The 22,059-nt window shown below is 76.0% G+C and carries 16 protein-coding genes; 10 read left to right on the top strand and 6 right to left on the bottom strand.

From position 1 onward, the window contains the following. The first annotated feature begins 191 nt into the window (after positions 1–191). A complete protein-coding gene (locus tag ACIQUR_RS03620) occupies positions 192–2,162 on the top strand; it encodes a DUF5107 domain-containing protein (protein ID WP_403657558.1) in 1,971 nt (656 codons plus the stop codon). 48 nt (positions 2,163–2,210) lie between these two features. Here the strand turns inward: ACIQUR_RS03620 and ACIQUR_RS03615 are convergent, their stop codons facing one another. Next, on the bottom strand, positions 2,211–2,981 hold the full coding sequence (locus tag ACIQUR_RS03615) for a methyltransferase domain-containing protein (RefSeq protein ID WP_403657555.1): 771 nt from the start codon (positions 2,979–2,981) through the stop codon (positions 2,211–2,213). Between the two features lie 351 nt (positions 2,982–3,332). On the opposite strand from ACIQUR_RS03615, the gene ACIQUR_RS03610 reads away from it, so the two are divergent. From ACIQUR_RS03610 to ACIQUR_RS03600, 3 genes are all read left to right on the top strand, one after another. Next, on the top strand, positions 3,333–3,905 hold the full coding sequence (locus tag ACIQUR_RS03610; RefSeq protein ID WP_403657552.1) for a TIGR03086 family metal-binding protein: 573 nt from the start codon (positions 3,333–3,335) through the stop codon (positions 3,903–3,905). A 177-nt stretch (positions 3,906–4,082) separates the two neighbouring features. Continuing rightward, positions 4,083–5,300 carry an aminotransferase class I/II-fold pyridoxal phosphate-dependent enzyme gene (locus ACIQUR_RS03605; protein WP_403658024.1) on the top strand — a complete coding sequence of 406 codons (1,218 nt, stop codon included), beginning with the start codon at positions 4,083–4,085 and terminating at the stop codon, positions 5,298–5,300. Positions 5,301–5,366: 66 nt separating this feature from the next. Then, complete coding sequence (locus ACIQUR_RS03600; protein WP_403657549.1) at positions 5,367–6,404, top strand: MBL fold metallo-hydrolase; 1,038 nt, start codon at positions 5,367–5,369, stop codon at positions 6,402–6,404. A gap of 128 nt (positions 6,405–6,532) precedes the next feature. Here the strand turns inward: ACIQUR_RS03600 and ACIQUR_RS03595 are convergent, their stop codons facing one another. Continuing rightward, entirely contained in the window at positions 6,533–7,585 is a 1,053-nt protein-coding gene (locus ACIQUR_RS03595) for a MerR family transcriptional regulator (protein ID WP_403657546.1), read from the bottom strand. A gap of 104 nt (positions 7,586–7,689) precedes the next feature. On the opposite strand from ACIQUR_RS03595, the gene ACIQUR_RS03590 reads away from it, so the two are divergent. Beyond that, positions 7,690–9,240: an alpha/beta hydrolase gene (locus ACIQUR_RS03590; protein WP_403657543.1), complete on the top strand. Its 1,551-nt coding sequence runs from the start codon at positions 7,690–7,692 to the stop codon at positions 9,238–9,240. Between the two features lie 169 nt (positions 9,241–9,409). On the opposite strand, the gene ACIQUR_RS03585 is transcribed toward ACIQUR_RS03590, so the two are convergent. From ACIQUR_RS03585 to ACIQUR_RS03575, 3 genes are all read right to left on the bottom strand, one after another. After that, positions 9,410–10,030, bottom strand: coding sequence for a DedA family protein (locus ACIQUR_RS03585; protein WP_403658021.1), 621 nt, complete (start codon positions 10,028–10,030; stop codon positions 9,410–9,412). Continuing rightward, the gene (locus ACIQUR_RS03580; protein ID WP_403657540.1) at positions 10,030–10,803 is read right to left on the bottom strand and encodes an MBL fold metallo-hydrolase; all 774 of its coding nucleotides are present in this window, start codon (positions 10,801–10,803) and stop codon (positions 10,030–10,032) included. Before ACIQUR_RS03580 ends, ACIQUR_RS03585 begins: the two co-directional genes overlap by 1 nt. 85 nt (positions 10,804–10,888) lie before the next feature. After that, positions 10,889–12,514, bottom strand: a complete 1,626-nt coding sequence (locus ACIQUR_RS03575) for a glycosyltransferase (protein WP_403657537.1) — start codon at positions 12,512–12,514, stop codon at positions 10,889–10,891. A 153-nt stretch (positions 12,515–12,667) separates the two neighbouring features. Here ACIQUR_RS03575 and ACIQUR_RS03570 point away from each other — a divergent pair, with 153 nt between their 5' ends. The 5 genes from ACIQUR_RS03570 (at position 12,668) to ACIQUR_RS03550 (ending at position 20,209) form a co-directional block, all read left to right on the top strand. After that, positions 12,668–13,072 (top strand): hypothetical protein, encoded by a 405-nt coding sequence (locus ACIQUR_RS03570; protein ID WP_403657533.1) that lies wholly within the window; start codon positions 12,668–12,670, stop codon positions 13,070–13,072. 443 nt (positions 13,073–13,515) lie between these two features. Further along, the gene (locus tag ACIQUR_RS03565) at positions 13,516–15,678 is read left to right on the top strand and encodes a phage holin family protein (protein WP_403657530.1); all 2,163 of its coding nucleotides are present in this window, start codon (positions 13,516–13,518) and stop codon (positions 15,676–15,678) included. Between the two features lie 77 nt (positions 15,679–15,755). Beyond that, positions 15,756–17,249 (top strand): amino acid permease, encoded by a 1,494-nt coding sequence (locus tag ACIQUR_RS03560; RefSeq protein WP_403657527.1) that lies wholly within the window; start codon positions 15,756–15,758, stop codon positions 17,247–17,249. Between the two features lie 93 nt (positions 17,250–17,342). Next, a complete protein-coding gene (locus ACIQUR_RS03555; protein WP_403657524.1) occupies positions 17,343–18,404 on the top strand; it encodes an ATP-binding protein in 1,062 nt (353 codons plus the stop codon). Continuing rightward, positions 18,401–20,209 carry a hypothetical protein gene (locus ACIQUR_RS03550; RefSeq protein ID WP_403657521.1) on the top strand — a complete coding sequence of 603 codons (1,809 nt, stop codon included), beginning with the start codon at positions 18,401–18,403 and terminating at the stop codon, positions 20,207–20,209. The genes ACIQUR_RS03555 and ACIQUR_RS03550 overlap by 4 nt, the downstream gene beginning before the upstream one ends. A gap of 94 nt (positions 20,210–20,303) precedes the next feature. Here ACIQUR_RS03550 and ACIQUR_RS03545 read toward each other — a convergent pair whose 3' ends face one another. Next, positions 20,304–21,887: an RNA polymerase sigma factor gene (locus ACIQUR_RS03545; protein ID WP_403657518.1), complete on the bottom strand. Its 1,584-nt coding sequence runs from the start codon at positions 21,885–21,887 to the stop codon at positions 20,304–20,306. Between the last annotated feature and the right edge of the window lie 172 nt (positions 21,888–22,059).

Here is a 22,059-nt window from a genome sequence, read left to right as displayed (position 1 = left end):
CGGGCGCCCACCCGGCCGGCCCCGGCCGCCACCCCCGTGGGCGCGCGCCCGCGGCCGCTGGTCCGTACCTGTGCCCGGTTTTGCCCAATCCTTGCGTGATGATCCCCTGGTGGCGTCGCCACGGGGCGTGTTCGATGAACTCCGGGGGGTGCGCCGGCGTGTGGCGTGCCGCACACGAAGGTGGGGTTTCCTTGGCCACGACCGTCCGACGCGCCGTACTGACGCTGCCCGCGGCCCCGCTGGGGCCGGAGAACCCGCTGCCCGCGCTGCGCACCCTCGACGAAGCGCACGTCCTCGACGAGCGGGCCCGCGACGGGCTGCCGCGCGAGATGGCCCGCCAAATCGGGTACGCGCCGCTGCGCGGCGTCCTGCCGGCGCGCATCCTCGACGGGTACGGACGCGAGCGCTCGGAGCGGGAGTTCGAGGCGGTGGTCATCGAGAACGCCCGGCTGCGGGCGACCGTGCTGCCCGAGCTCGGCGGGCGCGTCCACTCCCTCACCGAGAAGACCCCCGACGGGGCCGAGCGGGAGCTCCTCTACCGCAACCCGGTGTTCCAGCCCGCCGCCTTCGCGCTCAACGGGGCCTGGTTCTCCGGCGGCATCGAGTGGAACATCGGTGCCACCGGCCACACCACACTGTCCTGCGCGACCCTGCACACCGCCCTGGTCCCGGCCCCCGACGGCGGCACGATGCTCCGCATGTGGGAGTGGGAGCGGCTGCGCGACCTGCCCTTCCAGGTGGACCTCTGGCTCCCCGAGGACTCCGCCTTCCTCTACGTCGGGGTCCGCGTGCGCAACCCGCACGAGCGGCCGGCCCCGGTGTACTGGTGGTCCAACATCGCCGTGCCCGAGCACGAGGGCACCCGCGTCCTCGTCCCCGCCGACGAGGCCTGGCGGTTCGGCTACGAGCGCACCCTGAGCCGCATCCCGGTTCCCGAGTGGGACGGCGCGGACCGCACGTACCCGCTGCGCGGCGAGTACCCCGCCGACTACTTCTACGAGCTGCCCGACGGCACCCGCCCCTGGATCGCGGCGCTCGGCGCGGACGGCCGGGGCCTGGTGCAGACGTCCACCGCGGCGCTCCGCGGCCGCAAGCTCTTCGTCTGGGGCTCCGGCGCCGGCGGCCGGCGCTGGCAGGAGTGGCTCACCGAGCCCGGCACCGGCGGCTACGCCGAGATCCAGGCCGGCCTGGCCCGCACCCAGCTGGAGCACGTGAAACTGGCGGCCGGGGGCGAGTTCAGCTGGCTTGAGGCGTACGGTCCGCTCGCCGCCGATCCGGACGCGGTGCACGGCGACGACTGGGCCGGGGCCCGCGAGGAGGCCGGCGCCCGGCTGGCCGCGGCACTGCCCCCGGCCCAGGTGGACGCGGCGTACGAGGCCTGGCGCCCGTACGCCGACCGCGAGCCGGAGGAGCGCTGGGTGACCGGCTCCGGCTGGGGTGCGCTGGAAGTGGTGCGCGGCGGTCTGAAACTGCCCGGCACGCCCTTCGAGGAGGACGGCCTGGGCGAGCAGCAGACGCCCTGGCTGGAACTGCTGCGCACCGGGGCCTTCCCGGTGCCGCGCCGGGTGGTGCCGCCCGGCCCGAGCCTGGTCGCCCCGCACTGGCGGGACATGCTGGAGACCGCCCCGGCCGACCCGCTCACCGAGTACCACCTCGGGGTGGCCCAGTGGCACGCCGGGGACGTGGCGCAGGCGGTGCGCAGCTGGGAGCGCGGGCTGGAACTGGCGCCCTCCCGCTGGCCGCTGCTGCGCTGCCTGGCCGTCGCCGACGAGCTGGCCGGGGACGCGGAGCGGGCCGCCGACCGGTACGCCGAGGCCTTCGAGGACCTGTGCGAGGAGTGCCGGGGCGGCGAGGCGTGGACCGCGGCGGTGACGGCACTGGGCCGGGAGGCGCTGTCGGCCCTGCTCGCCGCCGCGCGGCCGGAGGGGGCGCGGGCGGTGTGGGACCGGCTGCCGGCCGCGGTCCGCGCCCGCGGGCGGTTCCGGCTGCTGGAGTCGCGGCTGCTGCTGGCGGAGGGCGACATCGAGGGCGCCCGCGCCGTCTTCGACGCCGGCTTCGAGGTGGCGGACCTGCGCGAGGGCGACACCGCCGTGTCCGACCAGTGGTCCCGCCTCACCGACGCCCCCGTCCCGGCCCGCTACGACTTCCGGATGCGCCCCTGAGGGGGCGGCGGGCCGCGGCCCGGCCGGCATCGCGGCCGGGCCCCCGCGTCACACCCGGCAGAGGATCTCCCCGTTCAGGACCGAGAACCAGGCGTCGGGTGCGGCCGCCCACTCGTGCCATGCGGCGGCGACCTCCGCCAGGCCCTCCCGGGTGGCGTGTCCTCCGGCGACCGCCAGGTCCGCGTACGACGAGGCGGTCGTCCGGTCCGCCCACAGCCCGCTCCACCAGGCCCGCTCCTCCGGCGTGGCGTAGCACCACGCGGTGGCCGACGCCCTGATGTCCGCGTCCGCGAACCCGGCCGCCCGCGCCCACGACAGCAGCCGCCGCCCGGCGTCCGGCTCGCCCCCGTTGGCCCGCGCCACCCGGTCGTACAGCCGCTGCCACCGCACCAGCCCCGGCACCTCGGGGAACCAGGTCATGGCCGCGTAGTCCGCGTCCCGCGCCGCGACGACCCCGCCCGGGCGGCAGACCCGGCGCATCTCCCGCAGCGCCCCGACCGGGTCGGACACGTGCTGCAGCACCTGGTGGGCGTGGACCACGTCGAAGCTGTCGTCGGGGAAGTCCAGCGCGTGCACGTCGGCCGTCGCGAACTCCACGTTCGTCAGGCCGCGTCCGGCGGCGAACGCCCGCGCCGAGTCCAGTACGCCCTCGGCGGCGTCCACCGCCGTGACCCGCCCCGGCGCCACCAGCTCCGCCAGGTCCGCGGTGATCGTCCCCGGCCCGCAGCCCACGTCCAGCAGGGCCAGGCCCGGCCGCAGCTCCCCGGTCAGGTAGGCGGCCGAGTTGGCGGCGGTGCGCCAGCGGTGCGAGCGCAGCACCGACTCGTGGTGGCCGTGCGTGTAGGTGGCGGACCCGGTGGACGCTGCGGACCCTCCCGACCCCGTGAACCCTCCCGACCCCGTGGACTCTGCGGACTCTGCGGACCCTGCGGCGCCCCGAGGCGGCGTACTGGCGGACATGGCGGCGACTCCCTTGTTCCTCCGTGCATTCCCGGTCGCTCATCACCGTAGGCGATCATGTCGCACTCTGAGATATGCGTTTCGACATGTGGACGCAATGCCTGCGGGGCAAGGGGTTCGGCCGGACCGGTGGCAGCCTGCGGGTGGGCCGAGGACAGTGGGCGGAGGAGGGGGAACGCGGGGGAGGGACGGGAGAGGACGGTGGCAGTGATGGCCGAACCCCTGCTGGACCGGCACGCGGATGCCCTGAAGCTCTTCGGCGGACTCGTCCACGCCGTGCGCCCCGATCAGTGGGACGCGTCCACGCCCTGCACCGAGTGGACCGTGCGCGACCTGGTCAACCACGTCACCGGCGAACAGCTGTGGATCCCCCCGCTGGTCTCCGAGGGCCGGACGGTCGCCGACGTCGGCGACGCCCTCTCCGGTGACCTGCTGGGCGACGACCCGGCCGCCGCCTGGGACCGCGCCGCCGAAGGCGCCTCCGCGGCCCTGGCCGAGCCCGGCGCCCTGGAGCGCACCGTGCAGCTGTCGTACGGCCCGGCCAAGGGAGCCGCGTACTGCTCCGAGCTGACCGCCGACACCGTGGTGCACGCCTGGGACCTCGCCCGCGGCATCGGCGCCGACGACCGGCTCCCGGCCGACCTGGTCGAGTTCTCCCTCAAGGAGGTCATGCCGTACGCCGGCACCCTCGCCGACAGCGGGATGTACGCCCCGCCCGTGGACATCCCCCCGGGCGCCGACGCCCAGACCCGGCTGCTGGCGCTGCTGGGGCGCACGGCCTGAGGCGCCCCGGCCCCCGGCGTGCCCGTGCCCGGCGCCCCGTGCCGCCGAGCCCGACCCGGTTTCCCGAATAAAGGGGCGGAACCGGGCAAACATCCGTATAAAGGTGGGCGGAGGACGAGGCGCGAGGACCAGGGCGTGGAGACCAGGCGCGACGACGCGGAAGGGGCGGTGACGGTCATGCGGCGGACGGCGGCGGAAGGCCGAGGCCCCGTCCGGTACGGGCCGCCCGCCCCCGAACCCGGGCTGCCCGCCCTCCCCGAACTCACCGCGGTCCTGGCCGCAGCCGCGGACCGCTCCGCCCCCGAACCCCCGGGCGGCGGCGAGCCCGTACGGGAGGCCGCGCGCGGCTACTGGGAGCGACGCGGCCTCCTCGCGGGCCCCGACCAGGTGGCCGCCGCGCCCGGGGCTCCCGCACTGCTGGTCGCGCTGCTCGGGGCGTACGGCGGCGACGTGCTGATGCCCCGCCCCTGTCCCGCCTGGTGGACCCCGCAGGTCCGGCTGCTGGGCCGGCGGGCGTACCACGTGCCCACCCCCGCCGAATGCGGCGGAGTCCCCGACCCGTACGCGCTGCTGGAGACCGTACGCCGGGTCCGCGCCGAGGGCGGCGACCCCCGGCTGGTGATGCTGTCCGTGGCCGACGACCCCACCGCCACCGTCGCCCCGCCCGAGGTGCTCCGCGAGGCCTGCGAGGCCGCCGTCTCCGAGGGGCTCCACCTGCTCAGCGACGAGACCTGGCGCGACACGCTGCACCGCCCGCAGGAGACCGTGCTGTTCAGCCCCGCCGAGATGTGCCCCGAGCAGGCCACCGTGCTGACCGACCTCGGCGGATCCCTCCTGCCGCCCGGCTGGCCCGCCGCCCTGGCCCGCTTCCCCGGCACCCCGCAGGGCGCCCGGCTGCGGGCCCGCACCCTCGACCGGCTCACCGCCACCGGCGCCTTCCTCGCCGCCCCCGTCGCCGCGGCCGCCGCCCACGCCCTCACCGAACCCGAGGCCGTCGCCACCCGCGCCCGCCGGGCCGCCACCCTGCACGGCCACGTCGCCACCGCCCTGCACGCCACCCTCCTGCGGGCCGGCGCCCTCGCCCGGCCCCCGCAGGCGGGCCGCCACCTCTACGCCGACCTCACCCCGCTGCGGCCCGGACTCGCCCGGCACGGCATCGGCGACGCCATGGAACTGGAGGACCACCTCGGCACCCGGCTCGGCACCCCCACCCCCGGCGGGCAGCGCTTCGGCGACGACCTCGGCGCCCCCCGCGTCCGGCTGGCCACCGGCCCGCTGCTCGGCGCCACCGAGGAGGAGCGGCTCGCCGCCCTCGCCGCCGCCGACCCGCTGACCCTGCCCCACGTGGCACGCGCACTGAGCACCTTCGGAGCGGTGCTCGCCGAACTGGAGTGACGGCACGGACCGGCGGGGCAGCGCCCCGTGACTCGCCAGGAACCGCCCGCGAATGGAGTCGCACCGATGACGGAACAGACGGAACGGACCGTGCGCGCCACCCCGCCCGCGCGCCCGGAACAGCCCGTCCGCCCCGCGCCCGGAGTCCGCCCGCTCGGCGAACTCCGCACCTGGCCCCGGTCCTTCGCCGACCGCCTCACCGCACCCCTGCCCGGCGTGCTGGGCTTCGCCCGGCTGGCCCGCGAGGGCGCGTTCCGGCCCACCGCCGAGGCGCTGAGCGGCATCCCCGACCTGCCCTTCGCCCCCGAGCGGCTGCCCCCCGCCGGCCCCGGCACGGTCACCGTCACCTGGGCCGGCCACGCCAGCTGGGTGATCAGGACCGGCGGCCTGACCGTGCTCACCGACCCGGTGTGGTCCCGCCGCATCCTCGGCACCCCCGCCCGGATGACCCCCGTCGGCGTCCGCTGGGAGGACCTGCCGCCGGTCGACGCCGTGGTGATCAGCCACAACCACTACGACCACCTCGACGTGCCCACCCTGCGCCGGCTGCCTCGCCGCACCCACCTGTTCGTCCCGGCCGGCCTCGCCCGCTGGTGCCGGCGCCGCGGATTCACCCGGGTGACCGAGCTGGACTGGTGGGAGGCCGCCGAACTCGGCGGCGTGCGCTTCGACTTCGTACCGGCCCACCACTGGTCCAAGCGCACCCTGTTCGACACCTGCCGCAGCCTGTGGGGCGGCTGGGTGCTCACCGACACGCGCACCGGTCACCGGATCCACTTCGCCGGGGACACCGGGTACGGCCACTGGTTCGCGGAGATCGGCCGCCGCTTCCCCGGCATCGACCTGGCCCTGCTGCCGATCGGCGCGTACGCCCCGCGCTGGTGGCTGCGCGACGTGCACGCCGACCCGGAGGAGGCCGTACGGGCCCACCTCGACCTGGGCGCGGCCCGGATGGCGCCCATGCACTGGGCCACCTTCGTGCTGTCCGCGGAGCCCGTACTCGAACCCCTCACCCGGCTCCGCGCCGCCTGGGCCCGCGCGGAGCTGCCCCGGGACGCCCTCTGGGACCTCCCGATCGGCGCGTCCCGGGCGCTGCCCGCCTGATCCCGTCCGCCTGATCCCGTCCGCCTGATCCCGTCCGCCTGGCCCGGCCCGCCTGGCCCGCTTGGCCCTGCCCGCCTGATCCCGCCCGCCTGGCCCGGCCCGCGGACCCCTGCCGGGGCGCGTCCGGGTCAGGCGGCGGCCGGCGCCCTGCGGCGGGCTCCCGCCCGTGCCGGAGCGGTCCCCGCGGCGGGCTCCGCATCCGCCGGGTCCCCCCGCTCGGGGTCGGTTCCGGGGTCCCGTTCCGCGGCGAGGGCCCCCAGCAGCCAGTCGTGGCACCCGCCGGGCGTGGGGGCCGGGCGGGTGCCGGGCGGGGTGAGCACCCCGGACACCAGCTCCCAGTAGCCGTCCAGCCGCGGGTCGGCGGCCAACCAGCCTGCCAGCAGCCGCCGGAAGCCCGGCGTGTCCCGGACGCCGTACGCACTCGCGTACGCATCCACGAAGCAGTCCAGCGCCTCGCCGGGCCCCGGCTCCCGGTCCCCGAGCAGCTGGGCGCCCGCGAGGTCGTACGCCTCGGCCAGCCCCCCGTACAGCACCGCGGCCTCGCGCGCGCCGGCGGACCGGTGCGCCTCCGGCTGGCAGGCCGCGCCGCCGGTGCACGGGTCCGAGGCGAACGCGTACAGCCGGGCGAAGGCCAGCACCTGGGCCGGCGCCGGGTCGTCCGGGGGCTGGGGCACGGCGCGTTCGAGGAACGCGGAGGCCGCCGGTGCCGCCATGCGAGGCGGCAGCCAGGCGCGCCAGAACCGGGCCAGTGGCGCCGTGCTCGGCGGGGCACCCACCGCGCCGACCAGCCGCAGCCGCTCGGCCCGCTCCGCCGGCGGGCTCTCGTGCACCAGCCGCAGGGCCGCCTCGCGCCAGCGCAACGCCCGCAGCTGCGAACCGAGTTCCCGCAGGTGGCCGGCGACCGCGTCCTCCAGGGCGCCGCCGGGGGCGCCCGCCGCGCCCTCGTCCTCCTCCTCCAGCACCCGGCGCACCTCGGGCACGGGCAGGTCCAGCGCGCGCAGCGAGCGGATCAGGCGCAGCCGGTCGAGTGCCTCGGGGCCGTACCTGCGGTGCCCTCCCGCGCTGCGGGCGGCCTCGGGGAGCAGGCCGTTGTCGGAGTAGAAGCGGACCGACTTCACCGTGGCGCCGGCCCGTTCGGCGAGCTCTCCGATGCTGCACAGGCCGTCATGCGACGAGAACACTTGAACCTCCCGCTGGGGGAGTTCCTACCGTACCGGCGAGCGCGGACGGGCGAACCGACGACCGATCCGGTCCGCGCGGCCGAGACGTACGTGAGGAGAGGGCCATGACCGTATTCATCCTGGTGTCCGGCGTGTTCACCGGCGGGCACGTCTGGGAGCGGACCGCCGAGCGGCTCACCGCGGCGGGTGCGACGGCCCACGCCGTGACCCTCACCGGCATGACCGGACCGGAGCCCACGGGGGTGGCTCCGGCCCGGGACGTGCGGGACGCCGACCTGGAGGCGCACATCGCGGACGTGGTCCGGGCCGTCGACGCGGTCCCCGTGGACGCGGCCGGTGAGGGGATCGTGCTGGTCGGCCACGACTACGGCATCCACCCGGCGGTCGGCGCCGCCGACCGGCGCGCCGACCGCGTCCGCCGGGTCGTGTACCTCGACTCCGGCATGCCGATGGACGGGGTCCCCGCCCTGGCGGCCGTCCCGGACCAGGGCGTGCGCGACGACCTCGTACGCCGGGCCGCAGCGGGGACCGCCGGACCACTGGCGCCCCCCGCGGGCCCCGAGGAGTGGCAGCGCTGGGGCAGCACCGCGGGTGTCCCCGCCGCGGCACTCGACCGGCTGACCGCCCTCGCCGCGCCGCAGCCCGCGGGCACCCTCCTCCAGCCGCTGGCCCTGACCGGCGCGGTCGGGGCGGTGCCGACCACCGGCGTCCTGTGCACGCTCAACGGACCGGGCATCGCCCTGCTGGAGGCCCTGGTGGGCTTCGGCGACCCCGCCCTGAAGGCGCTCGTCGACCCGCGGGTGACGTTCTTCGAGCTGCCCACCGGCCACTGGCCGATGCTGTCCTGCCCCGACGAGGTGGCCGGCGTCCTGCTGGCGGCGGCCGCCGACGAGGGCCACCGGCTCGACCCGGCGACCGCCGAAGTCCCCGGACACCTGCGGCCCTTCGCCCTGGACGTGCCGGAGCGGCCGCGCGAGCGGCACGACAACGTCGACCTGTACCTGCCCGACGCGGCCGGCGGCCGGGCCGCCCCGCTCCCCGCCGTCGTGATCATCCACGGCGGACCGGTCCCCGCCGAGGCGCGGCCGACGCCGCGCGACTGGCCGGCGATCGGCGGGTACGCCCGCCTCGCCGCCGAGGGCGGGGTCGTCGGCGTGACCCTGGACCACCGGCTCCACGACCTCGCCGACTTCGACCGCGCCGCCGGGGACGTCGCCGCGGCGGTGGAACGCGTACGGGCCGACCCGCGGATCGACGGCGACCGCATCGCCCTGTGGTTCTTCTCCGGCGGCTCGCCGATGAGCGCCGACTGGCTCGGGGCGCCGCCTGCCTGGCTGCGCTGCCTGGCCGCCACGTACCCGGTGATGGACCCGCTGCCCAACTGGGGCCTCGCGGACAGCCGGTTCCACCCGGCGCGCGCCCTGCCCGCCGCGGGCGGCCTGCCGGTGGTGCTCACCCGGGCGGGCCTCGAACAGCCGGCGATCCTGGAGACGGTCGACGCGTTCCTGGCCGTCGCGAAGGAGTGCCGGGCCCGTGTGGAGGTGGTCGAGGTGCCGAACGGCCACCACGGTTTCGAGACCCTCGACCCGACCGACGAGTCCCGCGCCGCGATCCGCCGCTCGATGGCCGCCGTACTGGCCCACCTGAAGGCCTGACGACCAGCCCGCCCGAAACCGGCCCGGCCGCCCCGAAACCGGCCCGGCCGGGTCCCCACCGCGCACTCGGCGGGGACCCGGCCGGGCCCTTGAACGGGCCGGTCTCACGAACGGGCCGGTCGGACGGGCGCTGCGGCGCTCCACGGCGCGGCGGCGCTCCCGGGAGCGGCTACGCGGGACGGTGGCGCAGGCGGCGCCAGAGCGTCGGGGCCGCACTGAGCAGGAGGGCCAGGGCCACCGCCAGGACCAGGCCCTTCCACGGCTCGTCGAACAGCGAGCCGCCCAGGATCCCGATCAGCTGGTACGTGGCCGCCCACGCCAGGCAGGCCGGCAGGTCCCCGCGGGCGAACGTGCGCAGCGGCATCTCCGCCAGCAGGCACGCCAGCATCACCGGGATCCGCCCGGCCGGCACCAGCCGCGAGACCACCAGCACCGCCACCCCGTGCTCGGTCAGCCGGTCCTGCGCGGCCGCCAGCGTCTCCGGCGCCGCCCGGCCCCGCAGCGCGCCCAGCCACCGCGAGCCGTTGCGCGACCGCACCCCGCGCTGCCCGAGCCAGTACAGCGCCAGGTCCCCGGTGAAGGCACCCAGCGCCGCCACCACGAAGACCAGCGCCAGCCCCCACGGCAGCGTCGCGTGGTGCAGCGCGACCACGGCAGCCGAACTCACCAGCGCCCCCGTGGGAATCACCGGCATCAGCGCCCCCAGGGCCACCAGCAGGAACAGCGCCGGGTAGCCCACCGCCTGCTGCGCCGACTCCGGTGGCACCTCCCGTGCCACCTCCAGCAGCATCACGCCACCACGCTCTCGCCGTGCCCCAGCGGCTCCGCCGCCACCCCCGGCGCCAGCGCGGCCGCGTGCCGGACGAACTCGTCCCCGGGAGCGTGGAACTCGTGCGGCCGCACCGCGTCCATCCCGATCGGCCAGTACGTGCCGTAGTGCACCGGCACCGCCCGCCGCGGCCGGCCCACCCGCACCAGCTCGGCCAGCGCCCGCGCCGCCCGGCGCGCGTCCAGGTGGCCGGGACCCAGGAACGGACCCCAGCCGCCGACCGGCAGCAGCGCCACGTCCACCGGCCCCACTTCCTCGGCCATCGAGTCGAACAGCCCGGTGTCGCCGGCGAAGTACGTCCGGTCCTCGCCCTCCACCACGTACCCCAGCGCGGGCGCGACCCGGGGCCCGAACGGCAGCCGCCGCCCGTCGTGCCGGGCGCTGACCACCCGTACCGTCAGGTCCGCCACCCGCACCTCGTCACCGGGCGCCACCTCCGTCAGCGACAGCCCGGGCAGCCGGGCCAGCGACGGCACCGCCCGCACCGCCCCGCGCGGCACCAGCACCCGGGTGCCCGGCGCCAGCCGGGCCAGGGAGGGCACGTGCAGGTGGTCGGCGTGCAGGTGCGAGACCAGCACCGCCTCGGCCACGGCCGCCGCGGCCGGCGGCGGAGCCCCGCGGCGCCGCCGCAGATGGGCCAGCCGCCCGGCGAACAGCGGATCGGTCAGCAGCCGCACCCCGGAGTCCTCGACCGTACAGGTGGCATGACCCCACCAGGTGATCTCCACCGGCACGCGCACCCCTCCTCGACCACCACGCCCCGCCCGAAAAACCGACCACTGCCCCGAGCCTAGGCCGCCCGCGCGCGGAACGCCCGGTTCACCCGGTCGGCAGCGTGAAGCGGCGGACCACCTCGAAGCTCAGGTTGTCGTAGTTGGCGGTGAAGAACGGCGACACCGCCAGCTCCGTGCCCGAGGCCGCGTCCCGGGCCACCACGCGCGACCGGCGCGCCGTCTTGTCCAGGTCCGCCGCGTGGGCGCGGCCCAGCCGGACCGTGCGGGCCACGGCGTCCGCCCGTACCGTCAGGAAGCAGTCCCACACGCCCGGGCCGATCGGCCCGCCGCCGTCCACCGTGGACAGCTCCAGGTCCACCCGGAAGCCGGCCGTGCCCAGGTCCACGCCGCGCCGGGTGCCCTCCTCGGCCAGCTCCGGCGTCGGCCGCGGTGTCACCGGCACCGTCAGCTCGCGGCCGGTCGCCCGCTCGCGCAGCACCAGCTCGGACGGCTCGGGGCCGGTGCCGTACGCCTCCAGGTACGCGTGCCCGGTCAGCCGGACCAGGCTCTCCTTCCAGCCCACCGACCGCAGGTGGTGCTGCGCCTTCACCGTGTCCGTGACGTCGAAGAGCTCGTCCGGCAGCCCCGCGGCCGGGTCCCGGAAGCCCGGGAACGCCTTGTACAGCCGCCCGCCGTCGGCCACCAGCTCCGGCGGGTTCTTCGCCTGGTCGTACCCGGCCAGCACCTCGAAGGCGTCCATCCCCCCGCCCAGGAAGCAGTACAGGCGGATCGCGTCGAGCTGCGTCAGCTCGCTCGCCATCTCCGGCGACCAGTACGCGTCGCACAGCAGCCGGCCGCGCCGGAAGACCTCCGCCGAGAACTCCGGGTAGTCCCGCCGCGCCCACGCCGCCGGCCGCAGCGCCTTGGCCAGCAGCGCCCGGAAGTGCCGGCCCAGCATCCGGCGCCGCCCGACCGGGTCCTGCACGCGCTCGGCCACCATGGCCATCACGCGCTCGATGTGCTCCACCGTCTCGTGCGCGGTGCGGCTGCGCTGCGTGATGTTCTGGCCGTCCTCGCGGCGCCGCAGGTAGTAGCAGTCGTAGTCGCCGACCACGGAGATCTTCCCGGCGGCCAGGTACGCCTCCGTCACGAACAGCTGGTCCTCGCCGAACCACAGGTCCTCGGGGTAGCGGATGCGGTCCCGCTCCAGGATCCGCCGCCGGATCAGCTTCGCGCTGTGCAGGGCCCGGTACACCTCCGAGGTGTACAGGTCGGCCTGCTCGGCGTGCCGGTGCGCCTTGTCCGACACCGTCCGCCCCAGGCCCACCAGCCGGCCCAGCACCACGTCGCTGCCCTGCGTGTCGGCCATCCGCATCAGCCGCTCCAGGGTCTCGGGACCCAGCAGGTCGTCGGCGTCGACGACGTACACGTACCGGCCCCTGGCCAGGTCCAGCGCCCGGTTGCGCGGCCGGCTCGGGCCGCCGGAGTTGGCCTGGTGCACCACCCGCACCTGCGGGTAGCGGGCGGCGTAGCGGTCCAGCTCGGCCCCGCTGCCGTCCGTCGAGCCGTCGTCGACCGCGATCACCTCGATCCGCTCGACCCCCAGCGACTGGCCGACCACCGAGTCCAGGCACTCGGTGAGGTACGGCATCGCGTTGTAGACCGCGATCACCACGGAAATGTCCGGTTCGCGCTCGGGCTGCGGGGGTGGGCTGGGAAGGTACGTGCTCATTGCCGGATTTTCCCGTTTCTGCGCGGCTGGCCAGGGCGTTGGAGGAGCGTACGAAACCTCTTCGGCACCCGGGGCGGCCGGGGTCCCGCCCGAGGTTTTCGCCTCCCGCCACCCCCTCCTCGCGGACCGCCGATCGGAGTATGGTCGGGCGCCATGGATGAGGTGCGCGTGGCCGCGATCGCCAGTCTGGCCCCGCTCGAACAGCTCGACGCCGACCCGTTCGTCGTCGACACCCGCAGCCAGCACGCCATGTGCGCGCGCTGGGCCGCCGACCAGGGGTACGTGGTGACGCGGCAGCTCTTCTTCTACGGGCTGCGCGCGGACCACATCGGGCTCTGGTCCGACATCGACGCCGGGCAGGTGGACCTGTTCGTCGCCCCCAACCAGCGCGTCCTGGAACGCGCGCTGAGTTCCGTGGCCGAGTTCACCGCCGAGTGCGCGCGGCGCGGGGTGCGGCTGGAGACGGTGGGCGCCGACGAACCCACGTACACCGCCGCCATGAAGGCCGAGGTCCACCGCAGGCTCTCCATGCCGACCGCGGGCTACGACGGGACCTGAGCCGACGCCGGCCGCGGGCCGGGCGGGGTGCGCACTGGCCGGGTGCCGCGTGGGTGCCGGCGGGGTGCCGACCGGATGCCGACCGGGCGCCGGCCGGGCGCCGGCCGGGCGCCGGCCGGGGGCCGGTCCGGAGTCGGGGGCGCCGCCGGGCCGAGCCGCCGACCGCCGGCGCCCCGGCGGTTCCGGCACGTACCCCGCCCGCGGCGCGTACGGCCGGGTCGGCGTCCGTCGCGCACCCTCCGCGCCCGGCACGCGCCGCACGTGGCCCCACGGGACGTGACCGCGCCCCGCGTACCCCGCCTGCGGCGCGTGCCCCGGCCGCCCCGCCCGCCCCGCCCCCGGCGGTACCCCGCGCCCGAATACGTCGTAAAGCGCACCATTCGTGCGACGCTGGGGCGGGGGACCCGCGAGCCGCGGGCCGGGAGCCGAAGGCGGGTGGCGGGGTGCTGCGAGGGCGATGGCGGACCGCGGGCGGGGCGCTGCTGCGCGTCCTGGTGGTCTGGGCGGTCTCCACCCTCACGATGCTCGCCCTGGCCGGCCTGCTGCCCGAGTTCCAGCTCCAGTCCGACGACGGCGACAGCATCACCCGGATCGCGCTCACCGCCGCCTGGGGCGCCGGCGCCTTCGGCGTCCTCAACGCCCTGGTCTGGCCGGTCCTGGTGCGCGCCCTGCTGCTCGTCCCGGCCCTCGTCCTCGGCCTGCTGGTGTTCTTCCTCAACGGCTCGCTGCTCCTGATCGCCCTCGACCTGATCCCCGACGGCCGCGGCGAGGCGGACCCGGAGACCGCCGTCGTGGTCGCCGCCGTGATGTCGGCCGTCGCCTCGGCCACCGCCACCGCCCTCGCCGTCCGCGACGACGACGCCTACCGCCGCCGCCTCTCCCGGCTCGCCGACCGCAAACGCCGGCGCCGCGGCCGCGGCCCCGCACCCGGCGCCCCGGACCGCGTCCCCGGCCTGCTCTTCCTCCAGCTCGACGGCGTCGGCCACGACGTGCTGCGGCAGGCGCTGGCCGAGGGCCTGATGCCCACCGTCGCCGGCTGGCTCGACGCCGGCGGCCACCGGCTGACGCCCTGGCACACCGACTGGTCCAGCCAGACCGGCGCCAGCCAGCTCGGCATCCTCCACGGCACCAACTTCGACGTGCCCGCCTTCCGCTGGTACGAGAAGGACACCGGCGAGATCGTCGTCTGCAACCGGCCCACCAGCGCCGCCGAACTGCAGCGCCGCGCCATCGCCCGCACCAAGGACGGCGGCCTGCTCACCCTCGACGGCGCCAGCCGCGGCAACCTCTTCAGCGGCGGTGCCGACCAGCTCGCCCTGGTGCTGTCCCTGTCCGCCCGCCGGGGCCGCGCCAACCGGTCCCGGGCCGGCTACTTCGCGTACTTCTCCGACCCCGCCAACGCCGTGCGGACCGCCCTCTCCCTGGCGGCCGAGGTGGTGCGCGAGATCGCCCAGTCGCTCTCGGCCCGGCTGCGGGGCGACCGCCCGCGCGTCTCCCGCGGCGGCGCCTACCCCTTCATCCGGGCCTTCGCGACGGTCGTCGAACGCGACGTGGTGGTGGCCGCCGTGATGGGCGACCTGCTCGCCGGGCGCGCCGCCGTCTACGCCGACCTGGTCGCGTACGACGAGGTGGCCCACCACTCCGGCCCCCGCAGCCGGGACGCCGGCAAGGTCCTCGAACGCCTGGACCGCAGCATCGCCCTGATCGCCAAGGCGGCCGAACACGCTCCGCGCCCCTACCGGATCGTGCTGCTCTCCGACCACGGCCAGAGCCCGGGCGAGACCTTCCTCGGCCGGTACGGGCTCACGCTGAAGGACCTGGTCCGGGCCGGCTGCGGGCTGCCGGTCTCCCGCCGGGCCGGCCGCACCCGCAGCGGCGCCGAGGCGCGGGCCGCCGTACGCGCGGCCCTGCACCGGCCGGTCGAGGAGGAGGAGGGGGAGGAGGCGCCCCCGGCCCGCCGCTCGGAGCCGGTGGTGCTCGCCTCGGGCAACCTGGGCCTGATCTCCTTCCCCGACCTGCCCGGCCGGGTGACCCGGCAGCGCATCGAGCGCCGGCACCCGGCTCTGCTGGCCACCCTCGCCGCCCATCCCGGCATCGGCTTCCTGCTGGTGCGCGACGGGAGCGGCGGCTCGGTGGTGCTGGCCGGCGGCGGGGCCGAGGCCCGGCTGGACGAACCGGGCGCGCTGGAGACCCTGCTCGCGGACTTCGGGCCGGGCGCGGCAGAGGCCGTACGGCGCACCGATACCTTCCCGCACGTCGCGGACGTCATGGTCAACTCCGCCTACCACCCGGACACCGGGGAGGTGCACGCCTTCGAGGAGCAGATCGGCTCCCACGGCGGGCTCGGCGGCGAGCAGAGCCGGCCCTTCCTGCTCTGGCCGGTCGAGCTGTCGGCGCCCGGGGAGCCGGTCGGCGCGGAGCGGGTGCACCGGGTGCTGCGCCGCTGGCTGCGCGAGGGCGCGGGACCGGAGGTGCCGGTGGAGGCGGAGGTCCCGGTGGGGGCGGAGAAACCGGCGCCGGACGCGGTGGAGGATCACCGGCCCGGAGCCGTTCCGGACGCAACACTTCCGCCCGGCGGGGCCGTCGTACGGGACGAAACACGCTGATTTTGCCGCGCCCCGGCCGTACCCGACCATGGTCGCGTTTTTGGCAACGCACCGAGTCGAAGGCTGTACAACCGCACATGACCACCCCCATAGCCGCGGACGGGGCCACAAGCCGCCACTCCCGGCGATTCGGACTGCCCGTCGCGACCGCACTGGTCATGGGCAACATCATCGGAGGCGGCATCTTCCTGCTGCCCGCCTCCGTGGCCCCCTTCGGCACCGTCAGCCTGGCCGCCTTCGGGGTCCTCACCCTCGGCGCGATCGCCCTCGCGCTGGTCTTCGGCCGGCTGGCCGGGCGCCACCCGCAGACCGGCGGCCCCTACGTGTACGCGCGCGCCGCCTTCGGCGACTTCGCCGGGTTCCTGGCCGCCTGGAGCTACTGGATCACCACCTGGGTCTCCAACGCGGCCCTCGCCGTGGCCGCCGTCGGCTACCTCGACGTCCTCCTCCCGCTGGGGTCCGCCTGGTCCGCGTGCCTGGCCGCCCTGCTGATCCAGTGGCTGCCCGCGCTCGCCAACCTGGCCGGCACCCGGTACGTGGGCGCCGTACAACTGGTCGCCACCGTGCTGAAGTTCGCACCGCTGCTGCTGGTGGCCGTCGGCGGCCTGTTCTTCTTCGACCCGGACAACCTCGGGCCCTTCCTGGCCGAGGGCGAGACCCCGCTCGGCGCGGTCTCGGCCGCGGCCGCGATCCTGCTCTTCAGCTACCTGGGCGTCGAGTCCGCCGCGGTCAGCGCCGGCGAGGTCCGCGACCCGGGGCGCACCGTCGGCCGGGCCACCGTCCTCGGCACCCTGGGCGCGGCCGTGGTCTACCTGCTGGGCACCCTCGCCGTCTTCGGCCTGGTCGCCCACGACGAACTGGTCACCTCCCAGGCGCCGTTCTCCGCCGCGGTCGACGCCATGTTCGGCGGCACCTGGGGCGGGGCGGCCGTGGCCTGCGCGGCCCTGGTGTCGATGACCGGCGCGCTGAACGGCTGGACCCTGCTGAGCGCGCAGACCCCGTACGCGGCGGCCCGCGACGGGCTGTTCCCGCAGGTGTTCACGGTGAAGCGGCGCGGGGTGCCCGTGGCCGGCGTGCTGGTCACCGTGGTCCTGGCCTCGGCCCTCACCGTCTACAACTTCACCGCCGGGCCGGCCGGGGTCTTCGAGGTGCTGGTGCTGGTCACCACCTTCACGGCCACCGTGCCCTACCTGCTGTCCACCGCCGCCCAGCTGTACTTCCTGGCCTCCGGGCAGCACGAGCGGGTGAGCCGCGGCCGGCTGGTCCGCGACGCGCTGCTCGCCGGAGCGGCCTTCGCCTTCTCGATGTGGCTGGTCGCCGGCTCCGGGTACGCGGCCGTCTACCAGGGCGTGCTGTTCCTCTTCGCGGGCGTGCCGGTGTACGCCGTGCTGGCCGCGCGGAGGCGGCGTACGGCGACGGGGGAGCAGGCGGCCGAACCCGTACCGGGGGCCGGGCCCGTGCCGGCCTCCGCCCCCGTACCCGCCTCCGGGCCCGTACCGGCCTCCGCCCCCGTACCCGCCTCCGCCCCCGTACCGGCCTCCGGGCCCGTACGCGCGCCCGCCGGCCGGTAATTCGGCTGCGCCGCGGATCCGGCGCGCCCCAGACTGTGGGCGCACCGGATCCGCCCGGACCGGGCACCCAGACCCCCCGGAGGGACCCCCGCCGTGCAGGCCGCCGTCGCCGTCACCCCCGCCCAGGTTCCCGAACTCCTCCTCGGCCTCGCGACCGTGCGGCCGGTGTTCCTGTGGGGTGCGCCCGGCATCGGGAAGTCGTCGCTGGTCAGGAAGTTCGCCGAATCGCTGGGCCTGGAGTGCGTGAGCCTGCTCGGCACCCAGCTTGCCCCCGAGGACCTGATCGGCGTCCCCCAGATCCGGGACGGCCGGTCGGTGTTCTGCCCGCCCGAGGCGATCGCCCGCGACGAGCCGTACTGCCTCTTCCTGGACGAGCTGAACGCGGCCACCCCGGACGTCCAGAAGGCGTTCTACTCGCTGATCCTCGACCGCCGCATCGGTTCCTACGAGCTGCCCGCCGGCTCCATCGTGATCGGCGCGGGCAACCGCGCCACCGACAACGCCCTGGCCCGGCCCATCGCCTCGGCACTGGTCAACCGCCTCACCCACGTGCACCTGACCGCCTCGGCCGGCGACTGGCTGGTGTGGGCGGGCGAGCACGGCATCCACCCCTGGGTGACCGACTACCTGACCGACCGCCCCGACCACCTGTGGTCCGCCCCGCCCAAGACCGAGGAGCCCTTCTCCACGCCCCGCTCCTGGCACATGCTCTCCGACGCCCTGCACTCCTTCGGCGACGGCCTCGACGAGGAGACCCTCAAGGTCGTCGCGCACGGCACCCTCACGCCCGCGCACGCCGTCTCCTTCTGCGGGTACGCGAAGATCGTCCGCCACACCTTCGGCATCGAGGCGATCATCAAGGGCGACGCGTCCTGGCCGGGCCGGCCGCAGGACCGGGACCTGCTCTACTACCTGGCGGAGGCCTTCCGGGGCCGCCTGGTCAAGGAGCTGCCCGCCCGCAGGGAGCACGCCTCGCCCGCCCTCCGGCAGACCGCGCACCGGGCCAAGTCCCTGCTCGTCCAGCTGGCCGAGATCTCGGTGGAGGTCGCCCAGACGGTCATCGCCGACGACGCCGACGGACAGCCCGTGCTGCCCGCCTGGTTCCTCATCGAGGCGGCCCGCGACATGCCGCGCCTGGTGGAGGCCCGCCGGTGAGCCGCCCGGCGCGCAAGGCGGCCGACCGCCCCGACCCGGCGGCCCAGGCCTTCGCGGCCGGCCTCGCGCTGATCAAGCGGAATCCCGCCTCCGCCGCCGTGGAGGCCGAGTTCTGCCGGAGCCCCGACTGCGGCCTCGCCCCCCGCCGCGGCCTGACCCGGGTGGACTCCAACGGCTCCGTGCACGTCCACCCCAGCCGCCTCGCCGAGCCCGCCGCATGGGCCTGGTCGATCGCCCACAGCCTGCTCCACCTCGGTTTCGGCCACCTCCCGGCGAGCCGCGAGGCCGACCGCCCCGAGCCGGACGGCCCCCTCCTCGCGGCCCGCTGCGCCGTGGTCAACCGCTTCCTGCTCACCTTCCCCGCCGGCCGCGCGCCCGACGGCCTGCCCGGGGCGTACCCCGGCGGCGACGAGGAGGAGCTGGCCGCCCGCTGGCGCCGCGACGGCATCCCGGCCGGGTACCGGGACTGCGGCTCCGCACCCGGCGAGCCCGACCAGATCCTGCGGACGTGGCCCTACGGGGGCCTCGCCCCCACGGACTGGGAGGCCGCCTTCGCGCAGGCCCTCACCCGCAGCATCTCGGAGGCCATGGACACGGCCGGCGGGCGCCGCGACCGCAGCACCGGCGAGCTGGTGCCGCAGCGCCCCTGGGACCGCGCCCTGAACTGGTTCGTCTCCTCGTATCCGCTGCTCGGCGGCCTCGCGGCGGGCCTGACCGTGGTCGCGGACGCCGAGCTGGCCCGCACCCACGACATCGCCGTGGCCGCCGTCAGCGCGGCCGCGGGCGAGATCTACGTCAATCCGCTGCGCCGCCACACCGATCCCGAGTGGCGGTTCGTCCTGGCCCACGAGATGCTGCACGCCGCGCTGCGGCACGGCGAGCGCTGCGGGGCGCGCGACCCGTACCTCTTCAACGTCGCCGCCGACTACGTCGTCAACGGCTGGCTGGTGGAGATGGCGGTGGGCGACATGCCCGAGGGCCTGCTGTACGACCCGGACCTGCGGGACCTGTCCGTGGAGGAGGTGTACGACCGCATCGCCGGCGAGCTGCGGCGCCGCCGCCGGCTCGCCACCCTGCGCGGCAAGGGCCGCGGCGACATGCTGGGCGAGCCGCTCGCGCACGCGGCCGGCCGCCCGTACACCGACCTCGACGCCTTCTACCGGCGCGGCCTGGTCCAGGGCCTGGACCTGCACCGCCACCAGGAGCGCGGGATGCTGCCCGCCGGACTGGTCGAGGAGATCCGGGCGCTGGCCCACCCGCCGGTGCCCTGGGACGCGCGGCTGGCCCGCTGGTTCGACGCGTACGTGCCGCGGCCCGAGCCGGTGCGCAGCTACGCCCGCCCCGCCCGCCGCCAGGCCGCGACCCCGGACATCCCGCGGGCCGGCCGGTACCTCCCGCCCGAGGAGAGCCCCCGGTGCACCTTCGGGGTGGTGCTGGACACCTCCGGCTCCATGGACCGGGTGCTGCTCGGGAAGGCGCTCGGGGCCATCGCCTCGTACGCGGCGGCCCGGGACGTGCCGGCGGCGCGGGTGGTGTTCTGCGACGCCGCCGCCCACGACGCCGGGTACCTCCAGCCCGCCGACATCGCCGGCCGGGTACGGGTACGGGGGCGCGGCGGCACGGCCCTGCAGCCCGGCATCGACCTGCTGGCCCGGGCCCCGGACTTCCCGGCGGCCGCGCCGGTGCTGGTGATCACCGACGGGTGGTGCGACGTGCTGCGGATCCGCCGCGAGCACGCCTTCCTCGTACCGCAGGGGGCGTCGCTGCCGTTCACGCCGCGCGGGCCGGTCTTCCGGCTGGCCTGAGCGGGGGAGGCCCCCGCACGGCGAAGGTCCCCGCACGGCGAAGGCCCGCGGTCCCCGAGGGGGCCGCGGGCCTTGGCGCGTACCGCCGGTGCGACTAGTCGAGGTAGTCGCGCAGCACCTGGGAGCGGGACGGGTGGCGCAGCTTCGACATCGTCTTCGACTCGATCTGCCGGATCCGCTCGCGCGTGACGCCGTACACGCGGCCGATCTCGTCCAGCGTCTTCGGCTGGCCGTCGTTCAGCCCGTACCGCATGGACACGACACCCGCCTCACGCTCGGAGAGCGTGCCCAGGATCGACTGCAGCTGCTCCTGGAGGAAGGTGAAGGAGACCGCGTCGGCCGGGACCACGGCCTCGGAGTCCTCGATGAGGTCACCGAACTCGCTGTCTCCCTCCTCACCCAGGGGGGTGTGCAGGGAGATCGGCTCGCGGCCGTACTTCTGGACCTCGATGACCTTCTCCGGGGTCATGTCGAGCTCCTTGCCCAGCTCCTCCGGGGTGGGCTCGCGGCCCAGGTCCTGGAGCATCTGGCGCTGCACACGGGCGAGCTTGTTGATGATCTCCACCATGTGCACCGGGATGCGGATGGTGCGCGACTGGTCGGCCATGGCGCGCGTGATCGCCTGCCGGATCCACCAGGTCGCGTAGGTGGAGAACTTGAAGCCCTTGGTGTAGTCGAACTTCTCGACCGCACGGATCAGACCGACGTTGCCCTCCTGGATCAGGTCCAGGAAGAGCATGCCGCGGCCCGTGTAGCGCTTGGCGAGGGAGACCACGAGACGGAGGTTGGCCTCCAGCAGGTGGTTCTTCGCCCGGCGGCCGTCCTCGACCAGGATCTCCAGCTCGCGCTTGAAGGTCGCCTCGTGGTCGTCCTCCTCCTCCAGCTTGTACTCGGAGAAGAGACCGGCCTCGATGCGCTTGGCCAGCTCGACCTCCTGCTCGGCGTTGAGCAGCGGGACCTTGCCGATCAGCTTGAGGTAGTCCTTGACCGGGTCGGCGGTGGCACCGGCCACCATGACCGTCTGCGCCGGGGCGTCGTCGTCGTCCTCGTCCGACAGCACGAATCCCTGGCCCGCGCCGGCCTTCTGCGTGTCCTCCTCCGGCTCGTCGGCGAGCTCCTCCGCCCACTCCTCGCCCTCGACGAGCTCGACGTTCTCGCCCGCGTCGGCGTCCTTGGCCGTGGTCTTCTTCGCGGCGGTCTTCTTGGTCGCCGCCTTCTTCGCGGTGGCCTTCTTGACCGCGCGCTTCTTCGGCTCGGCGGCCGCGGCGGCGGTCTCCGCCTCGGCGGGAGAGGCGGTCGGCTGAGCGGATATCGCCGCCGCGGGGGCGGCGGCCGGGGCGGCCGCGGTCTTGCGGGCGCCGATGGGGCGCGGCGCAGCCGCCGCCTTCTTGGCCACGGCGCGGGCCGGGGCCGCCGCGGCCTTGCGCGGCTTCTTCGCGGCGGTCTTGGCGGCGGGCGCGGCGCTGACGTGCAGGGCCACCCCCTCCTCGTCCAGGACCTGGTTCAGGCTGCGCAGGACCCGCTTCCACTGGTCCACCGGGATGCGGCCGGCCTCGAAGGCCTGGCGCACGTCGTCACCGTTGATGTGACCCTGCTCGCGGCCGCGCTCGACGAGCGCGACGAGGGCCTCGGATTCGGCGATCTCCGGAGGGAACGTACGGGACGGGCTGAGCGACACAAGGAGCCTCTCGTTGCGAACAGATTAAGGACGGCGGGACATCATCGCGCGACTGCGGGGAAACGGGCCAATCCGGGTCGGTATTCCCGTCCCCTCCAACGTGCCGCGCGACGACACCTGTCGGTTCATCGCGTGCCCGAGTCGATTCGTTACGCGCGGAATTGAGTGACCT

It is taken from the genome of Streptomyces sp. NPDC101132 (assembly GCF_044759225.1).
Taxonomy (GTDB): domain Bacteria; phylum Actinomycetota; class Actinomycetes; order Streptomycetales; family Streptomycetaceae; genus Streptomyces.
This window is presented reverse-complemented; position numbering and strand designations above follow the sequence as displayed.